At 65.9% G+C, this 19,856-nt stretch carries 21 protein-coding genes; 9 read left to right on the top strand and 12 right to left on the bottom strand.

Annotated elements, in window-relative coordinates; genetic code table 11:
* Nucleotides 1-42 precede the first annotated feature (42 nt).
* Together ASG77_RS16980 and ASG77_RS16975 are read left to right on the top strand one after the other, a co-directional pair.
* Complete coding sequence (locus tag ASG77_RS16980; protein ID WP_082576121.1) at nucleotides 43-1,176, top strand: Gfo/Idh/MocA family protein; 1,134 nt, start codon at nucleotides 43-45, stop codon at nucleotides 1,174-1,176.
* Entirely contained in the window at nucleotides 1,176-1,925 is a 750-nt protein-coding gene (locus tag ASG77_RS16975; protein ID WP_056347675.1) for a ThuA domain-containing protein, read from the top strand. Before ASG77_RS16980 ends, ASG77_RS16975 begins: the two co-directional genes overlap by 1 nt.
* A 110-nt stretch (nucleotides 1,926-2,035) precedes the next feature.
* Here ASG77_RS16975 and ASG77_RS16970 read toward each other — a convergent pair whose 3' ends face one another.
* Both ASG77_RS16970 and serS read right to left on the bottom strand, forming a co-directional pair.
* The gene (locus ASG77_RS16970) at nucleotides 2,036-2,896 is read right to left on the bottom strand and encodes an HAD family hydrolase (protein ID WP_056347673.1); all 861 of its coding nucleotides are present in this window, start codon (nucleotides 2,894-2,896) and stop codon (nucleotides 2,036-2,038) included.
* 408 nt (nucleotides 2,897-3,304) lie between these two features.
* Nucleotides 3,305-4,585 carry a serine--tRNA ligase gene (gene serS, locus ASG77_RS16965; protein WP_056347671.1) on the bottom strand — a complete coding sequence of 427 codons (1,281 nt, stop codon included), beginning with the start codon at nucleotides 4,583-4,585 and terminating at the stop codon, nucleotides 3,305-3,307.
* 90 nt (nucleotides 4,586-4,675) lie between these two features.
* Here serS and ASG77_RS16960 point away from each other — a divergent pair, with 90 nt between their 5' ends.
* Nucleotides 4,676-5,734 carry a diacylglycerol/lipid kinase family protein gene (locus ASG77_RS16960; protein ID WP_056347669.1) on the top strand — a complete coding sequence of 353 codons (1,059 nt, stop codon included), beginning with the start codon at nucleotides 4,676-4,678 and terminating at the stop codon, nucleotides 5,732-5,734.
* Between the two features lie 12 nt (nucleotides 5,735-5,746).
* Here ASG77_RS16960 and ASG77_RS16955 read toward each other — a convergent pair whose 3' ends face one another.
* From ASG77_RS16955 to ASG77_RS16945, 3 genes are all read right to left on the bottom strand, one after another.
* Entirely contained in the window at nucleotides 5,747-5,956 is a 210-nt protein-coding gene (locus ASG77_RS16955; RefSeq protein WP_056347667.1) for a hypothetical protein, read from the bottom strand.
* Between the two features lie 122 nt (nucleotides 5,957-6,078).
* The gene (gene pheA / locus ASG77_RS16950) at nucleotides 6,079-7,017 is read right to left on the bottom strand and encodes a prephenate dehydratase (protein ID WP_056347664.1); all 939 of its coding nucleotides are present in this window, start codon (nucleotides 7,015-7,017) and stop codon (nucleotides 6,079-6,081) included.
* Between the two features lie 39 nt (nucleotides 7,018-7,056).
* A complete protein-coding gene (locus tag ASG77_RS16945) occupies nucleotides 7,057-7,383 on the bottom strand; it encodes a rhodanese-like domain-containing protein (protein WP_056347663.1) in 327 nt (108 codons plus the stop codon).
* Nucleotides 7,384-7,498: 115 nt separating this feature from the next.
* On the opposite strand from ASG77_RS16945, the gene ASG77_RS16940 reads away from it, so the two are divergent.
* Nucleotides 7,499-8,980, top strand: coding sequence for an amidase (locus ASG77_RS16940; RefSeq protein WP_056347661.1), 1,482 nt, complete (start codon nucleotides 7,499-7,501; stop codon nucleotides 8,978-8,980).
* A gap of 84 nt (nucleotides 8,981-9,064) precedes the next feature.
* Entirely contained in the window at nucleotides 9,065-9,268 is a 204-nt protein-coding gene (locus ASG77_RS16935; RefSeq protein WP_056347659.1) for a hypothetical protein, read from the top strand.
* Between the two features lie 95 nt (nucleotides 9,269-9,363).
* Here the strand turns inward: ASG77_RS16935 and ASG77_RS16930 are convergent, their stop codons facing one another.
* Nucleotides 9,364-9,957: a DUF4190 domain-containing protein gene (locus ASG77_RS16930; RefSeq protein WP_056347968.1), complete on the bottom strand. Its 594-nt coding sequence runs from the start codon at nucleotides 9,955-9,957 to the stop codon at nucleotides 9,364-9,366.
* A gap of 78 nt (nucleotides 9,958-10,035) precedes the next feature.
* Nucleotides 10,036-10,890, bottom strand: coding sequence for a nuclease-related domain-containing protein (locus ASG77_RS16925; RefSeq protein WP_056347657.1), 855 nt, complete (start codon nucleotides 10,888-10,890; stop codon nucleotides 10,036-10,038).
* A 287-nt stretch (nucleotides 10,891-11,177) separates the two neighbouring features.
* Here ASG77_RS16925 and pgm point away from each other — a divergent pair, with 287 nt between their 5' ends.
* Complete coding sequence (gene pgm / locus ASG77_RS16920; protein WP_056347655.1) at nucleotides 11,178-12,836, top strand: phosphoglucomutase (alpha-D-glucose-1,6-bisphosphate-dependent); 1,659 nt, start codon at nucleotides 11,178-11,180, stop codon at nucleotides 12,834-12,836.
* A gap of 149 nt (nucleotides 12,837-12,985) precedes the next feature.
* Here pgm and ASG77_RS16915 read toward each other — a convergent pair whose 3' ends face one another.
* Nucleotides 12,986-13,591, bottom strand: coding sequence for a malonic semialdehyde reductase (locus ASG77_RS16915; RefSeq protein ID WP_056347654.1), 606 nt, complete (start codon nucleotides 13,589-13,591; stop codon nucleotides 12,986-12,988).
* A gap of 187 nt (nucleotides 13,592-13,778) precedes the next feature.
* On the opposite strand from ASG77_RS16915, the gene ASG77_RS16910 reads away from it, so the two are divergent.
* Nucleotides 13,779-15,131 (top strand): uracil-xanthine permease family protein, encoded by a 1,353-nt coding sequence (locus tag ASG77_RS16910; protein ID WP_056347652.1) that lies wholly within the window; start codon nucleotides 13,779-13,781, stop codon nucleotides 15,129-15,131.
* Nucleotides 15,132-15,160: 29 nt separating this feature from the next.
* Here ASG77_RS16910 and ASG77_RS16905 read toward each other — a convergent pair whose 3' ends face one another.
* The 3 genes from ASG77_RS16905 to ASG77_RS16895 form a co-directional block, all read right to left on the bottom strand.
* The gene (locus ASG77_RS16905) at nucleotides 15,161-16,024 is read right to left on the bottom strand and encodes an SGNH/GDSL hydrolase family protein (protein ID WP_056347650.1); all 864 of its coding nucleotides are present in this window, start codon (nucleotides 16,022-16,024) and stop codon (nucleotides 15,161-15,163) included.
* Nucleotides 16,021-16,839 (bottom strand): GAF domain-containing protein, encoded by an 819-nt coding sequence (locus ASG77_RS16900; RefSeq protein WP_056347648.1) that lies wholly within the window; start codon nucleotides 16,837-16,839, stop codon nucleotides 16,021-16,023. Before ASG77_RS16900 ends, ASG77_RS16905 begins: the two co-directional genes overlap by 4 nt.
* A 123-nt stretch (nucleotides 16,840-16,962) precedes the next feature.
* Complete coding sequence (locus ASG77_RS16895) at nucleotides 16,963-17,280, bottom strand: hypothetical protein (protein WP_056347646.1); 318 nt, start codon at nucleotides 17,278-17,280, stop codon at nucleotides 16,963-16,965.
* A gap of 142 nt (nucleotides 17,281-17,422) precedes the next feature.
* Between ASG77_RS16895 and ASG77_RS16890 the strand changes: the two genes are divergently transcribed.
* Together ASG77_RS16890 and ASG77_RS16885 are read left to right on the top strand one after the other, a co-directional pair.
* The gene (locus tag ASG77_RS16890; RefSeq protein WP_056347644.1) at nucleotides 17,423-17,917 is read left to right on the top strand and encodes a DUF6328 family protein; all 495 of its coding nucleotides are present in this window, start codon (nucleotides 17,423-17,425) and stop codon (nucleotides 17,915-17,917) included.
* 50 nt (nucleotides 17,918-17,967) lie between these two features.
* The gene (locus ASG77_RS16885; RefSeq protein ID WP_056347642.1) at nucleotides 17,968-18,630 is read left to right on the top strand and encodes a DUF6766 family protein; all 663 of its coding nucleotides are present in this window, start codon (nucleotides 17,968-17,970) and stop codon (nucleotides 18,628-18,630) included.
* A gap of 77 nt (nucleotides 18,631-18,707) precedes the next feature.
* Here ASG77_RS16885 and ASG77_RS16880 read toward each other — a convergent pair whose 3' ends face one another.
* Nucleotides 18,708-19,832 (bottom strand): glycerate kinase, encoded by a 1,125-nt coding sequence (locus tag ASG77_RS16880; protein WP_056347966.1) that lies wholly within the window; start codon nucleotides 19,830-19,832, stop codon nucleotides 18,708-18,710.
* Between the last annotated feature and the right edge of the window lie 24 nt (nucleotides 19,833-19,856).

The following is a 19,856-nucleotide window of genomic DNA, read 5'->3' as shown; positions in this document are numbered from 1 at the left end:
CACCAATCAAGTTCCCAAACAAGACAAGAAAAGGAAATATCCGTGAGCAACGAGCAGTCTCCCGGCCAGCAGGCTTCTGCACCGGAACAACCACGAGTCGAAGAACTGAGGGTGGGCGTCGTCGGCATTGGCTGGGCGGGACAGCAGCACCTCAAGGCCTACGATTCCCTGGCAGGCGTCCGCATCGTGTCGCTGGCGGGGATGGAACAGGAGCTCCGCGAGTCCCTGCAGGCCGAATACTCCATTCCGAACGCCTTCGCCGGCTGGGAAGAGATGCTGGAACACGGTGGCCTGGACGCGATCAGCGTGGCAGTGCCCACCTTCCTGCACGCACCCATCGCCATCGCCGCCCTGGAGCGGGGCCTGCACGTGCTGAGCGAAAAACCGATCGCACGCAACGCCATCGAAGGCCGGGCCATGGTGGACGCCGCCCGCAAGGCCGGGCGCGTCCTGGACGTCGCCTTCAACCACCGCCGCCGTGGTGACATCCAGGCGCTCAAGGAAGTGATCGACGACGGCGGCGTGGGGCGCCCGTACTACGCCAAGGCATCCTGGCTGCGCCGCTCCGGCATCCCGATGCTGGGAAGCTGGTTCACCAATCCCGAACTCGCAGGCGGCGGGCCGCTGGCCGACATCGGCGTCCATGCCCTCGACTATGCGCTGCACCTGCTCGGCGAACCGAAGGTCGTGGCAGTGTCCGCCACCACGCATTCGGAGCTGGGCCCGCGCGGCCGGGGCGGCAACGACCGCTACACCGCCATGGCCGCCAGCAACGCGTTCGGGGTGGAGGACTTCGCATCCGCGTTCCTGCGGCTGGAAGGCGGCGGGACGCTGCTGATAGAGGCCGGCTGGGCCAGCTACCGGGAGACGGACGACATCCTGGACTTTATGGTCTACGGGACAGACGGCGGAGCCGAGCTCAAGGTGCAGGGCACCCCGCTGGCACCTGTGGGTAAGCTGAGGGTCTTCACGGAAAAGGACGGCGAAAACGCCGACTACGTGCCGGCTGCGCTCCCTGGCCGGGCGCATCAGGCCGTGGTGGACGACTTCGTGGCGGCGGTGCGCGGCGGTGCGGACGGGTGGGGCCGACACGACGGATCACAGGCGCTCTACCGGGCCCAAATCATCGACGCCTGCTACCAGTCGGCGCAGGAGCAAAGGGAGGTTCGTCTCTAATGAACGACAAGCTGAGAATCCGGGTCTGGAACGAGGGCGTCCACGAGGCCCTCAACGAGCCGTCCCACATCGGGGAGATCTACCCTGACGGCATCCACGGCACCATTGCGGCCGGCCTGCGTTCCTACTACCCGGACGCCGAGATCACGACGGCGGTCCTGGCCACCGACGACGAGCACGGCCTCGACGAGGAGGTCCTCGCCGAGACCGACGTGCTGCTGTGGTGGGGTCACATGGCCCACGCCGAGGTGAGCGAGGCCGTCGTCGAACGCGTCCACCGGCACGTCCTGGGCGGCATGGGGCTCATCGTGCTCCACTCGGGGCACTTCGCCAAAGTGTTCACCCGGCTGCTGGGCACCAGCTGCTCGCTGGCGTGGCGGAACGACGGCGAACGCGAGCTCGTGTGGACCGTCAAGCCGTCGCATCCCATCGCCGAGGGCGTGGACAGCCCCATCGTCATCCCCGAGCAGGAGATGTACGGCGAGCTGTTCGACATCCCGGACCCCGACGACCTGATCTTCATCAGCTCCTTCGCCGGCGGCGAGGTGTTCCGGTCCGGTGTCACGTTCACCCGCGGCAAGGGCCGGATCTTCTACTTCAGCCCCGGCGACCAGGAATACCCGGTTTACCACCACCCGCAGATCCAGCGGGTTCTCGCAAACGGCGTGCGCTGGGCGGCCCAGCCTGAGCTGCACCGATCCGTACCGGCCGTGAGCAGCCCTTCCCGGGGCTGGTTCGAGGGGGCCTAGCGTTTGGCAAGCGCCCACGAGTCTTTGTCCAGATAATGGGGCTTTTGGGGCGTTTAGGCAGCATTATTTGGACAAAAACTCCAAACGAGGCTCCGGCGGCGGAGGCAGCCCTACGACAGGAGGCTGCGCAGCACGTGCGCGGCGCCGTCGTCGAACACTGAATGCGTGACCTCATCCGCGGCGGCGATAACTTCCTCCGGGGCCTGGCCCATGGCGACCCCGCGCCCGGCCCAGCCCAGCATTTCGATGTCGTTCCGGCCGTCGCCAATGGCCACGGTCCGGTGGGGTTCAGCCCCCAACTGGCCGCGGAGCCGTTCCAGCGCGCTGGCCTTCGTCACACCGGCGGCGGCGATGTCCAGCCACGCCGTCCAGCCGACCGAATAAGTGACGCCGGCCAGTCCGATCTCCTGGATGGTTGCGGTGAATTCTTCCGGGGTGTTTTCGGTGCTGAACACCACAAGGCGGACGGCGGTGGCTTCGAGCAGAGTCTGGAAGTCGACGCCGATGGCCTCGACGCCGAAGCTCGCGTCCTGGAATCGTTCCGTGGACAGGAAATTGCCGTCCTCGTCCTCCAGCGCATACTTCGCAGTGGGCAGCTTCTGCCGCAATGCCCGGAGCGCCGGGGCCGGATCGAAGGTGGCCTTGTGGATGATTTCGTAGCCGTCAGTCAGGTCCGGATCCAGCCGGAGGGTCACGCCGCCGTTGCAGCAGACGGCGTAGCCGCGGTCGATGCCGATCTGCTCGATGATGGGCAGCGTGGCGTTCAGGGAGCGGCCGGTGGCGATGAGGACATCGTGCCCTGCGGCGACAACGGCCTGGGCGGCCTCACGGACAGGCACGGACATGTGGCCGTCGTGGTCCACCAGGGTTCCGTCCACGTCCAGGGCAACCATGAACTTGGTGGTGCTGTTTTCGCTTGCGATCCGCTGGTCATCGATGCCAGCGACTGTGGTTTCAGTCAATGTAGTCATACATCCAGTAGACCAGAGACCCCCTGAAACCGGCTAGGACGCAGGCCACAGCCCGCATGAACACCCGGTTAATACTCACAGGGTTATCCCCGGTGTGAGTGTTAACCTTCGGGACGCTGTCCGCCTCCCGGCCAGCCGTAGATTCCCCGGCGGCTGGTCAATCCCCGCCGCATGACACGGGATTCCCAGGCTTGTACGCAAATCCGAGCCTGGAACGCACAGATGCGCGAAGTAGGTCCGGTGCCGTGGACGCAGGCCCGCGGCCAGGAGTTTGCGCCCCAGCCGGCCAGGGTTATCCACATCGGCCCAGCTCCAGCGAACAAACCCATATCCAGGCGCGGACCGGACCTTCAAGGTTCAGATCCGCGAACAAGCCCAGGAATTCCTGTGTCCAGAGCTCGCCGAAAGCTAGAGGACGGGAAAGACTTCCATGCCGCCGAGGTACTTCTGCAGTGCGGCCGGGACGTTGACCGAGCCGTCGGCGTTCTGGTGGTGCTCCAGGATGGCCACGATCCAGCGGGTGGTGGCCAGCGTGCCGTTGAGGGTGGCTACGGCACGGGTGCCCTTGGCAACGCCTTCGTCGTTGACCACACGCTCGCGGATGTTCAGGCGGCGCGCCTGGAACGTAGTGCAGTTCGAGGTGGAGGTCAGCTCACGGTAGGCGCCCTGCGTCGGAACCCAGGCTTCGCAGTCGAACTTGCGGGCCGCGGACATGCCGAGGTCGCCGGCGGCGGTGTCAATGACGCGGTACGGGAGCTCGCACTTGGCCAGCATCTCCTCTTCCCAGGCCAAGAGCCGTTCGTGTTCGGCTGCGGCCTTCTCCACCGTGGTGTAAACGAACATCTCCACCTTGTTGAACTGGTGGACACGGATGATGCCGCGCGTGTCCTTGCCGTGCGAGCCGGCCTCACGGCGGTAGCACGAGCTCTGCCCTGCGAACCGGATGGGGCCGGCCGTCAGGTCCAGGATCTCGTCCGCGTGGTAGCCGGCCAAGGCAACCTCGGAGGTGCCCACCAGGTAAAGGTCGTCCTCGGCGAGACGGTAGATCTCGGCGTCGTGCTTTACATCAAAGCCTGTGCCCTGCATGGTTTCGGGGCGCACCAAGGTTGGGGTGATCATGGGAACGAAGCCGGCCTCGATGGCCTGGTCCATGGCCATCTGCAGCAGGGCCATCTCCAGGCGTGCACCCACGCCGCGCAGGAAGTAGAAGCGTGAGCCCGAAACTTTCGCGCCGCGCTCCATGTCGATGGCGCCGATCAGCTCACCGATTTCCAGGTGGTCCTTCGGCTCGAAATCGGGGAACTCGCGGGGCGTTCCAACGGTTTTGACCACCACGTAGTCGTCCTCGCCGCCCTCGGGGACGCCAGCCTCAATAAGGTTCGGGATACTGCGCAGCAGTTCGTCCTGCTTGGCCTGGGCAGCGTCTGCTTCGGCCGATGCGGCCTTCACAGTGTTGGCCAGTTCCTTGACCTCGGCGAGCAGGGCTTTCTTCTCATCGCCCTTGGCCTGCGCCACCTTCTTGCCGAAGACGTTCTGCTCGGCGCGGAGGTTTTCAAACCGGATCAGGGCGGCACGCCTGGCGGAGTCTGCGGCCATGATCGCGTCCACCACTGATTCGTCTGCGCCGCGGGCGCGCTGGCTGGCACGGAACTTGTCCGGGTTTTCGCTGAGGTCTTTTACGTCGATCACCAGACAAGAGTATCGAATCCGGCGGGACCAATACTGCCCGGCCGGGCGGGGGGAATCGCGGCGCCGCGGCCGGGCTACTGTTGAAGCACCATGAACGACTGGCTTCTTTACGTCCTGAGCGCGGCGGCGCTGGCTTTCGCCGTCTCCAGCTGGTGGGGCGTCCGCAGGCTCAAAGCCCTGCACGTCCGCAGCGCGGTCCACGAAGAGGCACACGAAACCGGCCTTACCCAGCAACGTGTCGCGGTCATCCTTAATCCCGTGAAGGCACATGCCCTGTACGCGAAGGAAGCCATCCAGCGCACCTGCGTGACGGCTGGCTGGGACGAGCCGCTTTTCCTCGAAACGACCGCCGAGGACCCTGGATACTCGCAGGCGCGGGCGGCGCTGGACTACAAGGCCGACGTCGTTCTGGTGGGCGGCGGCGACGGCACCGTCCGGGCGGTGGCCGAGTTGCTCGCACACACGGATGTGGCTATGGGAATCATCCCGCTGGGCACCGGAAACCTGCTGGCACGCAACGTGCACCTGGACGTCAACGACCTCCACGCAAGCATCCACACCGCACTGTTCGGGCAGCAGCGCTACATCGACACAGCGCGGATGGGGATCGAAAATTCCCGCACGGGACACTCCTCCGAACACACGTTCCTGGTCATTGCCGGGATCGGCATGGACGCCGAGATTCTCGCGGATACCAATGCTGGCCTCAAGAAAGCCGTGGGCTGGCTCGCTTATACCGAGGCCGGAATGCGTCACCTGCCGGGGCGGCGGCGGAAGGTATCAGTCGCGCTGGATGACAAGCCCGAGCAGGTCCGGAACATCCGCAGCGTCCTCTTTGCCAACTGCGGGCTGGTCCCGGGCGGGATCGATTTCATCCCGGAAGCCATGATCGATGACGGCATGCTGGACGTGGTGGTCATGAGCCCCCGCAGCGCCATCGGCTGGCTGGCCATGTACGCGAAAATCCTCTTCAAACACAAGGGCAACCTGCCCATCATGACGATGTACCGTGCCGGCCGAATCGTCATCAAGTGCCCGGAGCCTATGCCCACACAAATCGACGGCGACACGTCCGGGCTGGCCACCAAACTCACGGTCCGCGTGGAACCGCGCTCGCTCCTGATAAGGGTCAAGGGCCAACCGGCCTGAGCCGGTCCCGCCTCAGGCGGTTGCCTTCTTGGCAGCTCCAGCCTCTGCAGCAGCTTTCGCGGCACGTGCCTCGGACTGCTCACGGATCATGGCCTGCTCCTCTTCGAAGCGCAGGCGGTCGGCGCGGTCAGCGTCATCCCCGTCCCAGTCCTGGTTGTCGGCTGTGGGCTTCGGATTAACGATCATGCCCTGGCCGTCGTTGTCTGTGCTGCTGGTACTCATGACCTGTTCCCTTCATTAGGGCCATCCCCAAGTGGATCAAGCAAGCATACGCACAGTAACTATCCCGCGGAAGTACCTTGGCCTACGCTGTGGGCGAAGCCTCGGGCGGCGTCAAGCTGCGTTCATTCCCCCTGCAGAATCTGCTCCACCCATTCATGAGCCGCCCGGAATGCCTCGTCAGAGGTGTGTTGCGCGACGCTGGAGCTTTGGGCGTCAGCCCGTCCATACGAGCCCAGGAAGCGGGTAGCCGGGCTGATGCGGTGAAGCCCAGCCAGCGCATCAGCCACACGGGCGTCCGCGATGTGCCCGTCAGCGTCGATGCTGAAGAAATAGTGCCCCAGGTACTGACCCGTAGGCCGGGATTCGATCCGGCTGAGGTTCACGCCCCTCGTGGCGAACTGGTCCAGGATTTCCATCAGCGCACCCGGGCGGTCTTCCGGAAGCGGGACTACCACCGTGGTTTTATCCGCGCCGGTCCGTTCGGGCAGTGCGCCCGGCCTGCTCACCAGGATGAACCGCGTCACTGCACCCGGGTTGTCGCCGATGTTCTCCGCCAGGACTGTCAGCCCTGGCTGCTCCTTGGCCACAATGGGCGCACAGATCGCGGCGTCGTAGTGGGCGTCGCCGTCCAGGAGGCCCATGGCTGCCGCCGCCGTGGAGGAGCCGGCAACATATTCTGCACCCGGAATATTCGCATCCACCCAGAGACGGCACTGTGCCCAGGCATGGCCGTGAGTGGAAATGCGGCGGATATCGTCAATGCGCACACCGGGTCGGGCCACCAGGACAAAGCTTATGGGGACCAGGACTTCGCGGATAATTCGGAGTTCCTGCCCGCCGGCAATGGCGTCCAGCGTGGCCGTGACCCCACCTTCCACCGAGTTCTCAATGGGGACCATCGCTGCGTCCGCAGAGCCATCGCGGACCATGTCCAGCGCAGCGTTGACGTTGGAGGCCGGGATGCGGGTGGCCCCTGCGGCATCCGGAACCTGCATGAGTGCCGCCTCGGTGAACGTGCCCTCAGGCCCGAGGAAGGTGTACGTAACAGGTGTCGCGGGCATGGATTCCTCTGTGGTGACGGGACGCAAGTTCGGACTGAACTACAGGATGAGCGGCTTGAGGCCGTTGTCGGACACGAGTGGCTTGCCGGACTCGAGCCACTGGTCCATTCCGCCGGCCACATTGATGGCTGTATAGCCCTGTCCGGTGAGCCATTGCGCGGCGCGGAAGGACCGTCCGCCAGTGCGGCAGATGACATAGACGTCCTGGTCCGGGTCCAGTTCGTCAAGCCGCGCCGGAAGCTGGTCGAGGGGAATGTGCACAGCGTCCTCAGCGTGTCCTGCTACCCATTCGTAGTCTTCGCGGACATCCAGAATCACGGCGTCGGCTGGGACGTCGTTGACGGGCACGGTATCAAAATCGCTCATGGGAGTCCTCTTTCGGAGAATCACGGGTCTTCTTCCAGCCTAGCGCCAGCTGCCTCACCCTGCCTGCCGAAAGCTGGTGCAGGTTACGCTTCTAAAATGATCCTGAGGAGGAACTTTGCCCGCTGCGCAGACAACCCGTTCCACCGCTGACATCCACGAACTGACCGCCGTCCAGCTGCGGGATGCGCTCCTCACCGGAGAGCTCTCAGCGCGGGAGGCCACAGCCCATTTCCTGGCCCGGATCGCGGCGCAGAACCCGTTGCTGGGCGCCTTTGTCACGGTGACGGCAGATCAGGCGATGGCCGATGCAGCCGCGGCCGATGCCCGGTACGTCCAGCTCCGAAAAGACTCCGGAAACGACTCCGTGCGGGACTCCGGAGGCAGCGCGAACGGCCTGCCGCTTCTGCACGGCATGCCGGTGGCATTCAAGGACCTGACCGACGTCGCCGGCGTGGTGACCACCCACGGAAGCGCTGCACTTGACCACAAACCGGCGCCCGCCGATGGCGCCCTCGCCGCAGTCCTCAAGGCCGCTGGCGTGGTCTCACTGGGCAAGACGCAGGTTCCGGAGTTTGGACTGACGGCGTACAGCGAAAACCGCATCGCACCGCCGTCGCGCAATCCCCATGCCCCGAGCCGGAGTTCGGGCGGCTCCTCCGGGGGCAGCGCTGCCGCGGTGGCCGCTGGCCTGCTTCCGTTCGCGCCAGGGACCGACGGCGGCGGTTCCGTCCGCATCCCGGCCGCCGCCTGCGGCCTCGTGGGACTCAAACCCGGCCGCGGCGTGGTGCCGTCCGGCGAAAGTTCAGGCGACCCCGCCCGCCTGGTCGTAGCGGGGCCCCTTGCCCGCAGCGCAGCCGACGCGGCACTGCTGATGGATGCACTGGCACCGTCCCGTGACAGCAGTTATCTCGACGCTGTGGCACACGAACCGCGCCCGATGCGCATCGGCCTGACCCTGGACAGCCCCTGGTCCAGGACCTTTCCGTTCACGCCGGAACCCGAAGCCATGGCTGCGTTGCAGGCGGGCACCGAAATGTTGGAGCACGCCGGGCACGCCGTCAGCGAAGCCGCCATCCGCTACGACAACCGCTACCCGGACGCGTTCACCACAGCGTGGACCGCCGCCGTCGGAACCGCCCGGATCAGTCCGCACCGCGAAGCGCTTTTGGCCCCGCTGACCCGCACCTTCAGGCGCCGGGCCCAGCAGCGCAGCGTAGCAAAGCTCAACGAATCCCTGGCGTTCCTCCGGCAATTCGAACGCGACACCATCACGCAGTACGGCAGCTGGGACCTGATGTTGACGCCGGCCCTGGCGCAGACGCCCCGCCCAGTGGGCTGGTTTACCGGCGCCGCGCACGGCGACGAACCGTGGCCGGCCGCGGAATGGCCCGGGGACGCCGACGGCGACTACCGCAGGCAGTGCGAATTCGCGCCGTGGTCCTCCATGGTGAACGTCTGCGGCTTGCCGGCCATCACGATTCCCGTCTACTGGACTGGCGGGCAACCGGCGCATGGCCTCCCGATGGGAATCCAGCTTGTAGGCCCGGCGGGATCGGAACTGCTCCTGCTCCAGGTGGCTGCGCAACTCGGCTTCTGATGGCCGCTTGAACTGCTCCAGGGCGTCGACTCGGGGGCCGATCCGGAGGACGATTAAAGGGCAGTCATTATGAGGAGGTCTGTGATGTGCTATTCATCGATGGAGGATTTCGGGTGGCGTGCCAAGAAGGAATCCGACCGGAAACCCGAAGCGCGCCAGGAAACACCGCCGGACCGTCCGGAGCCGCATTACACGGCCCAAGACTTCACCTTCTGGGCCTTCCCGCGTCGCCGGGGGACCCACGAAGCCCAGGATCCGGCCGCTGAGCGCAGGCGCGAGAGAGTCTGATTTTTGCGAGTCAGGCCCACCTGAAGAAAGGCCCCCTGACGGGGGCCTTTCCGCTGCCCGGCGTCTCTTAGCCAGGGTCAGCTGCGACCGGGGGCTCAGTAGCCGTAGGTGGAGCTGTACGTCAGTCCGATGATGAGGAGCAGCCAGAACGCCCCGTAACCCAGCAGGCAAAGGTAGCCCAGGACCAGCCCGGTGATGGACATGCCCTTGCCGGAGGGTTCACGGCGGAGGGCCAGATGGCCGGTGATGATTGCGGCGATCTGCGGAATCATGAACCAGCCAAGGATGACCGAGGAAATCCCGAGGACCATGCTGGCGATGCTCAGGCCCTTTGGCTGCTGGGCGGTCATGCCGTAGTAGGCGGGCTGCCCGTACGCCGGCTGGCCATAAGGGCTGGCACCCTGGCCGTAAGGGCTTGCAGGCTGGCCATACGTCGCGCCGTACGGATTGCCAGGCTGGCTGTAGGCGCCGGGTTGGTTGTACTGGACTGGCTGGCCGTACTGGTTCTGGCTGTACTGGTCCTGGCCAAACTGATTCTGGCCGTACGGGTTCTGGTCATACGGCGGCGGCGCCGGAATGCTTGGGCCCTGCGGCGGCACAAACTGGGGCGGCTCGTAGCCTGCCGGCGAATCGCCGGGTCCCGCACCGGACCCTTGCGAATCAGGGCGCGGAGTTGGCTGGTCAGTCATGGTTTTCCCCATTCGAAGTCTTCGCTTCCCAGCCTACCGCCGCCTGCTTTACCGGCCTACAGCCGCCCCCATCCAGTCCTACCGCCCCCAATACGGCAGCACGTAGACAGCAAAAACCACAAAGGCAGCCAGCAACATCAACCGGGTCATTCCGCTGGCTGCGTGGTGCTGCGCCTTCGACTTCCTGGCGCGTCCCGAGCCGCCGCTGCCCGCCCCACGGCGGGTGCCATAGGCGGGCTGCCGGGGCCTGCTCCGGCCCCCTGCCTGCCCAGCCGCCGGCGGCTCCAGGGGCGTTGACTTCACGGTCAGCGGTTTTACGGTCAGCGAGTTCACCGCAGGACTTTCCGCCGCAGATTCCTGCGTGAGCTGCTCGCCGAGCTGCGCATACAGGCCCACCACCGTCTGCTGGTCGAGCACCGGGGGCAGCGCAAGGACGGCACCAACCACACGGTCGGCACCTACAACGGCGACGTCGGAATTGGTGATGCCGAAGAGGCCCGGCTGCCCGGCGAGGCAGATCAACGGGCGAACGAACCGCCGGTGGGGCGGCGCCAGCACGGACGCGACGGCGGCGCACTGCGCCAACGCCCCGTCCACGGACTGCGTCCTCGCAAAACGGCCCTGCCACAGGACGCCCGCGGACACACGGACCTCGCCTGTCCAGTTCTTGGCATCGACCACCACCACCCCGCCGGGACCCACCAGCACATGGTCAAGGTTCGCTTTGGGCCGGCCGGGCCAGTGCACATCGTTCAGCAGGTACCAGCCGTGCGGAATGAGCCCGCTCAGGCTGTCCGCCACGAGCCGCTCGCCAACCGCACCGGCATCCCACGACTTCGCGGCACGCTCGGCCTGATCGAGCTGGCGTTTCAGCCGCTGCACTCGTTCTGCAGCCAGCCTCGACTGCTCGGCCGCGCCGTCTCCTGTCCCCATGACCTACCCCCTGGCTCCCGCATGCCAACTCACTGCAGTGTGTGACTTACTGCAGTGCCAGACACTTACTGCAGAGCCCGACGGCGGCTCTCCCCGCCGTCGGGCATTCTTTCCTCAGTTTTCCGAACGTAGCAGCGCCGCGGGGAGCCGGTATATAGGTACTTTTGGGGCCAGTACTTGCTTTAACTACTTGCTGCCAAGCGTCCAGCGGGGACTTTTCCGCGTCATAGGGGCCGGATTTTGGACCCGGCGTTTTGACTCCCGCCCGCGTCTGGCATGCTGGTGCCATGGCTAGCCGCGCGGGCACAGTTGCCCAACCCCAGGACCTTGTTGACATCACTGCGCTCCTCGACGCGTATTACGACATCACGCCGGATCTGGGTGATCCCGGCCAGCGCGTGGCGTTCGGCACTTCCGGGCACCGCGGCTCGAGCCTCAAGGCGTCGTTCAACGAAAAACATATCGTCGCGATCACGCAGGCAATCGTGGAATACCGCGCCGGGCAGGGCATCACCGGCCCGCTTTTCCTGGCGAAGGACACCCACGCCCTCAGCGAGCCGGCGCAGAACTCCGCCCTGGAGGTTCTCGCAGCCAACGGCGTACACGTGCTGATCGACGCGCGGCACGGCTACACCCCCACACCGGCACTGAGCCACGCCATCCTCAAATACAACAACAACCGCCAGCCCGGCACTCCGGAAGCGGACGGCATTGTGGTCACGCCCAGCCACAACCCGCCCGGAGACGGCGGCTTCAAGTACAACCCTCCGCACGGCGGCCCGGCCGATTCCGACGCCACGGGCTGGATCGCCAACCGCGCCAACGAACTCCTCGAAAACGACCTGCGGGGCGTGAAGCGCGTCCCCGTCTCCGACGCCCTCGCCGCGGATAGCACCGGCAAGTTCGACTTCCTCAGCAGCTACGTTGACGACCTCCCGTCCGTGTTGAACCTGGACGCCATCCGCGAGGCCGGTGTCCGCATCGGCGCCGACCCCATGGGCGGGGCTGCAGTGGATTACTGGGGCGAGATCGGCGAGCGCCACCACCTGGACCTGACCGTGGTGAACCCCACCGTGGATCCCCAGTGGGCGTTCATGACCCTGGACTGGGACGAGAAGATCCGGATGGACTGCTCCTCGCCGTTCGCCATGGCTTCCCTGATCAACAGGATGTCCGACGGCGGCAGTTCAGCCGCGTTCGACGTCGCCACCGGCAACGACGCCGACGCCGACCGCCACGGGATCGTGACCCCCGACGGTGGCCTGATGAACCCGAACCACTACCTCGCCGTCGCCATCGATTACCTCTACCGCAACCGCAGCGGCTGGAACCCCAACTCGGTGGTGGGCAAGACCCTGGTTTCGTCCTCGATCATCGACCGGGTGGCGGAAAGCCTGGGCCGCAAACTGGTTGAGGTCCCCGTGGGCTTCAAGTGGTTTGTGCCGGGGCTGCTGTCCGGCGAAGGCGCGTTCGGCGGCGAGGAATCTGCCGGCGCTTCCTTTAACAAGCTGGACGGCAGCGTCTGGACCACTGACAAGGACGGCATCCTGCTGGCGCTGCTGGCCTCCGAGATCACCGCCGTTACGGGCAAGTCACCGTCCCAGCTGTACAAGGGCCTGACCGACCAGTTCGGCGCCCCCGTCTACGCGCGCATTGATGCAGCAGCAACGCGGGAGCAGAAGGCGGCACTCGGCAAGCTCTCGCCGTCGGACGTCACTGCAACGGAACTCGCCGGCGAAACCATCACCGCCAAGCTGACCGAGGCGCCCGGCAACGGCGCGTCCATCGGCGGGCTCAAGGTGGTCACGGAGAACGCCTGGTTCGCCGCGCGCCCGTCCGGAACCGAGGACGTCTACAAGATCTACGCCGAGTCCTTCAAGGGCGAGGAGCACCTCAAGCAGGTCCAGGCGGAAGCCAAGGCGCTGGTGGACGGCGTCATCGCCTAGCCTGCCAGGTAACACGAACGCTCTCTCACTAGATGCGCTTAAGTGACCGACGCTCTCTCACTTTCCTCAAGAAAGTGACCGACGCTCTCTCACTTTCCTCAAGAAAGTGAGAGAGCGTCGGTGTTAAAGCCGCATTATGTGAGAGAGCGTTAGACGGTGCGGACAACATCCTCGTAGCTGAACTTGGGCTTCGCTGCGCCCCAGGCGTCTGCGCCGGCCTGGCCGATGTTGACTACCAGGAAGCTCTTCTGGTCGCCGGCCGGGAAGAACGCGGCGTCGATGGCGCCGAAGTCGGCCCCGGTCATCGGGCCCGCGGCGAGGCCGAGGGACCGGACGGCCAGGATGAAGTAGCCGGCCTGCAGATGCGCGTTGTTGTTGCCGGTGGACGCAGCCAGGTCCGGGGCGGCGTCGTACATGGCCTTCGGAGCGTTGTATTCGGGGAGGAAGTTGTCCCACTGCTCGGCCCAGGCGGTGTCGTAGCTGAGGATGGCAACCAGCGGCGCGGAGGCGGTCTTGGCCTTGTTGCCGGGCATCAGGGCGTCCACCAGCGTGGCGCGGGCCTCGTCCGAGCGGACGTAGGTCACGCGGAGGGGCTGGGAGTTGAAAGCTGTGGGGCCGAACTTGGTGAGCTCATAGATGGCGCGGGCCTGGTCCTCGGTCACCTCACCGGTGAAGGAGTTGGCCGTGCGGGCCTCGGCAAAAATGGCGTCGACGGCGGCCGAATCGATAACCGCTTCTTCGTGGGCAATAGTCATGGCGTACCTTTCGCTGGGCCGCTCATCGCAAATGATGGGCCGGCGGTCTGCTTTCCATAGTTGTAACTTCAAGCAGGCCGGACCTCTTCCCAATGCGGCAGGTGACGTTCACCACAGCGGAGCCGCGCGGTATTGTTGCACCGGAAGATCCCAGCCCCAGCGGCAACCCCCTTGAAAGGCCCCGACCATGAGCATGCTCGGAATGAAATGGAAGCTCCACGGCACCGGCAAATCGATTAAGCCCGGCCACGTGGTTGCTCCGGATGAGCGGCTGGCCTGGCCCCTGACCATCGGGGTGGGCATGCAGCACGTCGTGGCCATGTTCGGAGCCACCTTCCTGGTGCCCATCATCACCGGCATGCCGCCGGCTACCACCCTCTTCTTCTCCGGCATCGGCACGCTGCTGTTCCTGGTGATCACCAAGGGCCGCGTTCCCAGTTACCTCGGCTCCAGCTTCGCGTTCATCGCGCCCATCATGGCGTCCCAACAGCAGTTCGGCGTGCCCGGCGCGCTGGGCGGAGTGGTGCTCGCCGGCGTCGCACTCGCCCTGATCGGCGCGATCGTGCAAAAGTTCGGCGCGGGCTGGATCAACCGGCTGATGCCGCCCATCGTCACCGGCGCCATCGTGGCACTGATCGGCCTGAACCTGGCCCCCGCGGCGAAAATGAACTTCGACGCCGCCCCCGTCACCGCCGTCATTACGCTGGCCACCATCATCCTGGTCAGCGTTCTTTTCCGCGGAATCGTCGGCCGGCTCAGCATCCTCGTGGGCGTGGTGGTGGGCTACCTGGTGGCCATGCTGCGCGGCGAAGTGAGCTACGAAAAAATGGAAGCCGCCGCCTGGATCGGCCTGCCGCAGTTCCAGACGCCCGAATTCCATGTGGGCGTGCTTGGCCTTTTTGTCCCCGTGGTGCTGGTCCTCGTGGCAGAGAACATCGGGCACGTGAAGTCCGTGGCGGCCATGACCGGCCAGAACCTCGACGGCGTCTCCGGCCGCGCGCTGATGGCAGACGGCGCCGCCACGGTCCTGGCCGGCCTGGGCGGCGGATCAGGCACCACCACCTACGCGGAAAACATCGGCGTTATGGCCGCCACCAAGGTCTATTCGACGGCGGCGTACTGGGTTGCCGGCGTCTTCGCCATTGTGCTGAGCTTCTCGCCGAAATTCGGCGAACTCATTGCCACGGTCCCGCCGGGCGTGCTGGGTGGAGCGGCAACCATGCTTTACGGCATGATCGGCATCCTTGGCGTCAAGATCTGGGTGCAGAACAAGGTGAACTTCTCCAACCCCGTGAACCTGACCACCGCCGCCGTCGCGCTGATCATCGGCATCGCGGACTACACCTGGACCATCGGGGAACTGACGTTCACCGGCATCGCCCTCGGCTCAGCCGCCGCCCTGGTGATTTACCACGGTATGAAAGCCATTGCGAAGGCCCGCGGCTCGGTGGCTGAACCGGAAACGGAGCAGGCGGGCCTGCCTCCCGCCGTCAAGGCAGCCGTCAACGCAGCAGCGAAACGCGCGCCGAAGAAGCGCTGACCCGCACGCAGGTGCGTCAGGTTGTTGCGTCAGGCCGCGTGACCGCCGCCGATGAATGGCCCGGGCGGGGTTCCGTTGCCGAAGACCGGCCGCGGCTCGGGACGCTTGGCGGTCAGCTCCCCTGCTGCGGGGTGCTTCAGTTGCCGGATCACCCACGGAACCAGGTATTCCCGTGCCCAGATGAGGTCCTCGGTCCTGGCTTCCTTCCAGCTGCGGGGCAGCGGCGGCTTGGGCGCCAGGGGCTCCAGCGTGTGCGGGACGCCCAGGGCCTTCAGCACGGCCCCTGCGATGGTGTGGTGCCCCAGTGGTGAGAAGTGCAGCCGGTCCGGATCCCACATGCCCGGGTTCGACAGTTCGCGCAGGAACCACAGGTCGACCATGACCGCGTCATGGCGGGCCGCCACCGCGTGGAGGTTCTCATTGAAGATGGCCACTTTGCCGCGGATCTGGCTGAAGACCGGCGTCGCACCCCAGTCCGGCCCGGCAAAGAGGACCACGGTGGCGCCGGACCTTGCCAGTTGTGCCACACCGTCGTCGATTTTTTCTGCGAGCCGGTCAGGATCGCTGCGCCGGAAAACAATGTCGTTACCGCCGGCGGAGAGCGTGACCAGGTCAGGTTTCAGGGCGACCGCCGCGGCAAGCTGGTGGTCGAGGATCTGCTGTACCAGCAGGCCCCGAACGGCAAGGTTGGCGTAGGCGAAATCAGGCTGGTTCGCACTGAGCTCCTCGGCCACACGGTCCGCCCAGCCGCGCAAACCACCCTCGCTGCGCGGCTCGGGATCCCCGATCCCCTCGGTAAAGGAATCGCCCAGTGCCACGAGGCGGTGCCACGGGTGGGGCGCCGGTTCCACAGCGGTGTTTTTGGCTGCAATGTCCTGTTTCCAGACGTTCATGCCGTGCTCCCTGTTTTGTAGGGTCCCTCGCTGAGGGAGGAGGTTTCAATTCCAGCGAGTCCCCGGAATGGGGCGTTTTCCTGGCCACGTCCGGCCGGGTCCGGGCGCGAGGCAGCCACAATATTCAAGGCGGTCTCACGAAGCCCCTGGCGGGTGTGCCGCGCGACGGTCCGGAGGTACTGCAGGGCCGCCTCATGGCCGAGTCCATAATCGGATTTGAGGGTGCTCACTGCCAGGTCCATAAGCACCATGGAGCTTTGGGCTACCGCCAATTGCGCGCCGGCTTCGGCCCGCTCCGCCACCCGCACCACCATCCACAGCGACCGGGCCACTTGCCGCGCATACCGGCGCGTCCTGATGATGTCCTCGCTGGTGAAGGCGTGGGGAGTGGACGCGTAGAGGCTCAGTGCGGCGCTCCAAGCGGCGGCGGCCGCAATCGGCATTGACAGCAGCGACCTGACGCCGTGGTCCGCGGCAGCACTGGCATAGCCCGGCCATCGCCGGTCGCGGGCGACGTCGGCCAGGTGCACAAAATCCCCTGTGCGCACGGCCTCAAGCACGGGTCCGTCTGCAAACGAGCACTGTTCTTCGTCTGCGGCGCGGGCCGCGGGGGTGCCGGCGGCGGCGGTTCGGGCCGATCCGGGGCGGAAGAAGGTGACAGCCCAGCTAATCCCGCGGGAATCGCCGTCGATCTCACCCATGAACTCGCGGGTAACCGCAGCAAGGAAGTCTTCAACATCCGTGCTGTCGAACAGCACATCCTGGGGGTCGGGAAGCGATTCCCAGCCCGGCTCCCCCGGTGTCTCCGCGGCCATGTTCCACGCCTAGGTTCGAAACGCGTGGCCCACTGCAAAACCTGCTTCTAGGATACGTCCGGTGAGGGCCCCCAGGGCGTGGTCCAGCCACATAAAAACCGCAGTCCAGACACAGAACAGCGCCTACCCGGCGTCGAAACTTTCCCCGCCGTCGTCGTTCGGTGATTTGTCCTTGGGCCGGTCGGTTCCGCTGCCGTCCGGCAGGCCAGCGGCGTCCTGTCCCGATTCCGACGAGAAGGGTTCAGAGCCCTGCGAATCGGCGTTGGCGTCGTTGATCTCCGCCTCGGCGGAGGGCACGACGGCGTTGCGCGGGACGGGCGGTTCGCCCGGCTCGAACCCGGGATCATTGGTCTCCGCGCCGCCCAGCTCCTGTTCCGGCGTCGGCGTGCCGTAGCCGCCCACTTCCTCGTCCGGTTCCGTGCGCTGGTTGTCCTGACTCATGGTTCCTCCTGTTGTGGATGTGAATTGGACGGGCCCTCATCATTTGATTCGGCAAATAATCAGTAAACTTATCAAACGTTGCCCTTGGCGCAACTTCAGCCTAGTTTTGGAGCACACGCCCAGCCCTGGAGCAAGGAGAAACATGTCGGATGTGGAGGACTTCACCGGCAGTACCGGACGGAATGAAACCCGCGAGGAGCAGCTTGACCGGAACTGGGCCGAGTTGCTCCAGGAACTCCGGGTGCTGCAGACCGGGGTCCAGATCTTGGCCGGCTTTCTCCTGACACTGCCGTTCCAGCAGCGCTTCGAGGACCTGGACGATTTCCAGGTGGCCCTCTATCTTGCCAATGTGGTAATCGCGACGCTGACCACCGCCTTTATCCTGCTTCCCGTCAGCGTCCACCGCCGGCTCTTCCGCCAACGGCTCAAGGAAACCTTGGTCTCCAGCGCGGACACCATTACCAAGATCGCCTTGGCAGGTGTGGGGATGCTCAGTGTCGGGACGGCCGCCTTGGTCTTTGACGTGACGGCCGGCCGCGCCGCCGGCCTGACCGCCGGCGGAATCCTGCTCGCGGTCCTCCTGGTGCTGCTGGTCTACGTCCCGCTGCGGCTCAATAAACGCGCAGCCGAACAATAGCCAGGCCAACAAGCCAGCAAGCTGCGGGGGATCCATTCGAAGGAGTGCATATGCGCACGTGGGCCAAGGAACACGGGCTTTTGCTCGCCAACGCCGGACTTTTCCTGGCGTTTTTTGTTGGCATGATCCTCTCCGGAGCTGCCGCTTACAGCGAGGAGCAGGCGGCCCACGGGCAGCCAGGAGTCACGGTTCTGGAGTACCTGTCTTCGGGCAATTTTGTGGAGGCAACGTTTGAAAACTGGGAATCCGAGTTCCTGCAGATGGCCATGTACGTGATCCTGACCGTGTTCCTTTTCCAGAAGGGTTCCTCCGAATCCAAGCCCGTGGGCAAGGCTGCGCCGCAGGACCAGGATCCGCGCGATGCCACCATCAGCCAGGCCACGCCGTGGCCGGTGAAACGCGGCGGCCTGGTGCTGAGGCTGTATGAACACTCCCTCTCCATACTCCTGCTGCTGCTGTTTGTTGCCTCGTTCAGCCTGCACGCCGCCGGCGGAACGTCGGCCTACAACGAGGAGCAGCAAACCCACGGCCAGCCCACCGTAACCCTGTTCCAGTACTTGGCCACCAGCCGGTTCTGGTTCGAATCCTTCCAGAACTGGCAAAGCGAATTCCTCGCCGTGGCGGTCCTGGTGGGCGCCTCCGTCTACCTCCGCGAAAAGGGCTCACCGGAGTCCAAGCCGGTCGCCGAGCCGCATTACGAGACCGGGGCCTGAGCGGCGCGTGCCTAGGCAGCCGCAGCCCAAGCAGTAAGGCCGGCGCCACTGGGGGCGCTTACCGCCGGGGGCTGGCTTCAGGCGCCTTCCAGAACCTGGCTGGTAGCCCAGGCCAAGTATTTTGCCGCGTTGGCGACGGCGTCTTCCGGGCTGGCCGCGACATCCAGCAGCTGCGCGGCGGCTACCACGCCGTGCGCCGCAAGGTCCTCGGGCGTCACCATGATCCGCCCCGCCACCACGATCACCGGGATCCCGCGTTCCCGGGCTGCGTCGGCGAGCGCGATGGGGGCCTTGCCGGTCAGCGACTGCGAGTCCATGGAACCCTCGCCGGTGATCACCAGGTCGGCGTTGTCCAGTTGGCCCGCGAGGCCGGTGAGCCCGGCGACGAGCGCGAACCCGCCTTCCAGCCGGGCGTTGGTGAAGGCAAGGAACGACGCCGGGAAGCCGCCCGCCGCCCCGGCTCCCGGGATGTTGACGTCCCGGCCGGTGGCCTCCCGGAGTACAGACGCCCAGTTGCGGAGACCGGCGTCGAGCTGTTCCATTGCCTCGTCGTCGGCGCCCTTCTGGGCCCCGAAGACGTGGGCCGCGCCTGTGGCGCCATAGAGGGGGTTCTGGACGTCCACGGCGATCCTGAACGAGGCGGCGGACAGCCGCGGATCCAGTCCGGTGGTGTCGAGGGCTGCAACGTCGGCGAGTGATCCGCCGCCCAGCGGAACAACGTTGCCGGCGGCGTCCAGCGGCTTGAGTCCCAGCGCACGCAGGGCGCCGCTGCCGCCGTCGGTCATGGCAGATCCGCCCAGGCCCAGCACAATCTCGGTGGCTCCGGCGTCGAGGGCCGCGGCGATCAGCTGTCCGCAGCCGTAGCTGTGGGCCCGCAGGGCGTTGGCGGGGGTGGGCTCCATGTCGGCCAGGCCGGAGGCCTGCGCCGTCTCGATGACGGCGGTAGCACCGCCGTCGGCGTTCTTCCGGATGGCCCAGGCGGCGCCCACGGGGGCGAGGATGGGACCCACGACGGCGTTGAGCCGCTCCTCGTAGCCGGCCGAAACGGCAGCCTCCAGGGTTCCTTCACCGCCGTCGGCGATTGGAAACTGGTTGGCGACGGCGTCCGGGTAGACGCGCAGCGCACCTTCGGCGATGGCGGCGGCGGCCTCCGCGGCGGTGAGCGAGCCCTTGAACTTGTCCGGAGCGATGAGAATGCGCATGCCGTCCATCATGCCAGCCAACTT

The sequence above is a fragment of the Arthrobacter sp. Soil762 genome, assembly GCF_001428335.1.
Taxonomy (GTDB): domain Bacteria; phylum Actinomycetota; class Actinomycetes; order Actinomycetales; family Micrococcaceae; genus Arthrobacter.
Note: the sequence above shows the minus strand (reverse complement) of the source record. Positions and strands in the feature narration are given on the sequence as shown.

Bases quoted from the DNA above. Each gene is read 5' to 3' on its own strand.
- ASG77_RS16955 (WP_056347667.1), bottom strand. From the start codon at position 5,956: ATGAGTACCAGCAGCACAGACAACGACGGCCAGGGCATGATCGTTAAT.
- ASG77_RS16895 (WP_056347646.1), bottom strand. From the start codon at position 17,280: ATGAGTCAGGACAACCAGCGCACGGAACCGGACGAGGAAGTGGGCGGC.
- ASG77_RS16905 (WP_056347650.1), bottom strand. From the start codon at position 16,024: ATGAACGTCTGGAAACAGGACATTGCAGCCAAAAACACCGCTGTGGAA.
- pgm (WP_056347655.1), top strand. From the start codon at position 11,178: ATGGCTAGCCGCGCGGGCACAGTTGCCCAACCCCAGGACCTTGTTGAC.
- ASG77_RS16945 (WP_056347663.1), bottom strand. From the start codon at position 7,383: ATGAGCGATTTTGATACCGTGCCCGTCAACGACGTCCCAGCCGACGCC.
- ASG77_RS16960 (WP_056347669.1), top strand. From the start codon at position 4,676: ATGAACGACTGGCTTCTTTACGTCCTGAGCGCGGCGGCGCTGGCTTTC.
- ASG77_RS16910 (WP_056347652.1), top strand. From the start codon at position 13,779: ATGAGCATGCTCGGAATGAAATGGAAGCTCCACGGCACCGGCAAATCG.
- ASG77_RS16975 (WP_056347675.1), top strand. From the start codon at position 1,176: ATGAACGACAAGCTGAGAATCCGGGTCTGGAACGAGGGCGTCCACGAG.
- ASG77_RS16890 (WP_056347644.1), top strand. From the start codon at position 17,423: ATGTCGGATGTGGAGGACTTCACCGGCAGTACCGGACGGAATGAAACC.
- ASG77_RS16925 (WP_056347657.1), bottom strand. From the start codon at position 10,890: ATGGGGACAGGAGACGGCGCGGCCGAGCAGTCGAGGCTGGCTGCAGAA.
- ASG77_RS16880 (WP_056347966.1), bottom strand. From the start codon at position 19,832: ATGCGCATTCTCATCGCTCCGGACAAGTTCAAGGGCTCGCTCACCGCC.
- ASG77_RS16915 (WP_056347654.1), bottom strand. From the start codon at position 13,591: ATGACTATTGCCCACGAAGAAGCGGTTATCGATTCGGCCGCCGTCGAC.
- ASG77_RS16900 (WP_056347648.1), bottom strand. From the start codon at position 16,839: ATGGCCGCGGAGACACCGGGGGAGCCGGGCTGGGAATCGCTTCCCGAC.
- ASG77_RS16970 (WP_056347673.1), bottom strand. From the start codon at position 2,896: ATGACTACATTGACTGAAACCACAGTCGCTGGCATCGATGACCAGCGG.
- ASG77_RS16935 (WP_056347659.1), top strand. From the start codon at position 9,065: ATGTGCTATTCATCGATGGAGGATTTCGGGTGGCGTGCCAAGAAGGAA.
- pheA (WP_056347664.1), bottom strand. From the start codon at position 7,017: ATGCCCGCGACACCTGTTACGTACACCTTCCTCGGGCCTGAGGGCACG.
- ASG77_RS16885 (WP_056347642.1), top strand. From the start codon at position 17,968: ATGCGCACGTGGGCCAAGGAACACGGGCTTTTGCTCGCCAACGCCGGA.
- ASG77_RS16930 (WP_056347968.1), bottom strand. From the start codon at position 9,957: ATGACTGACCAGCCAACTCCGCGCCCTGATTCGCAAGGGTCCGGTGCG.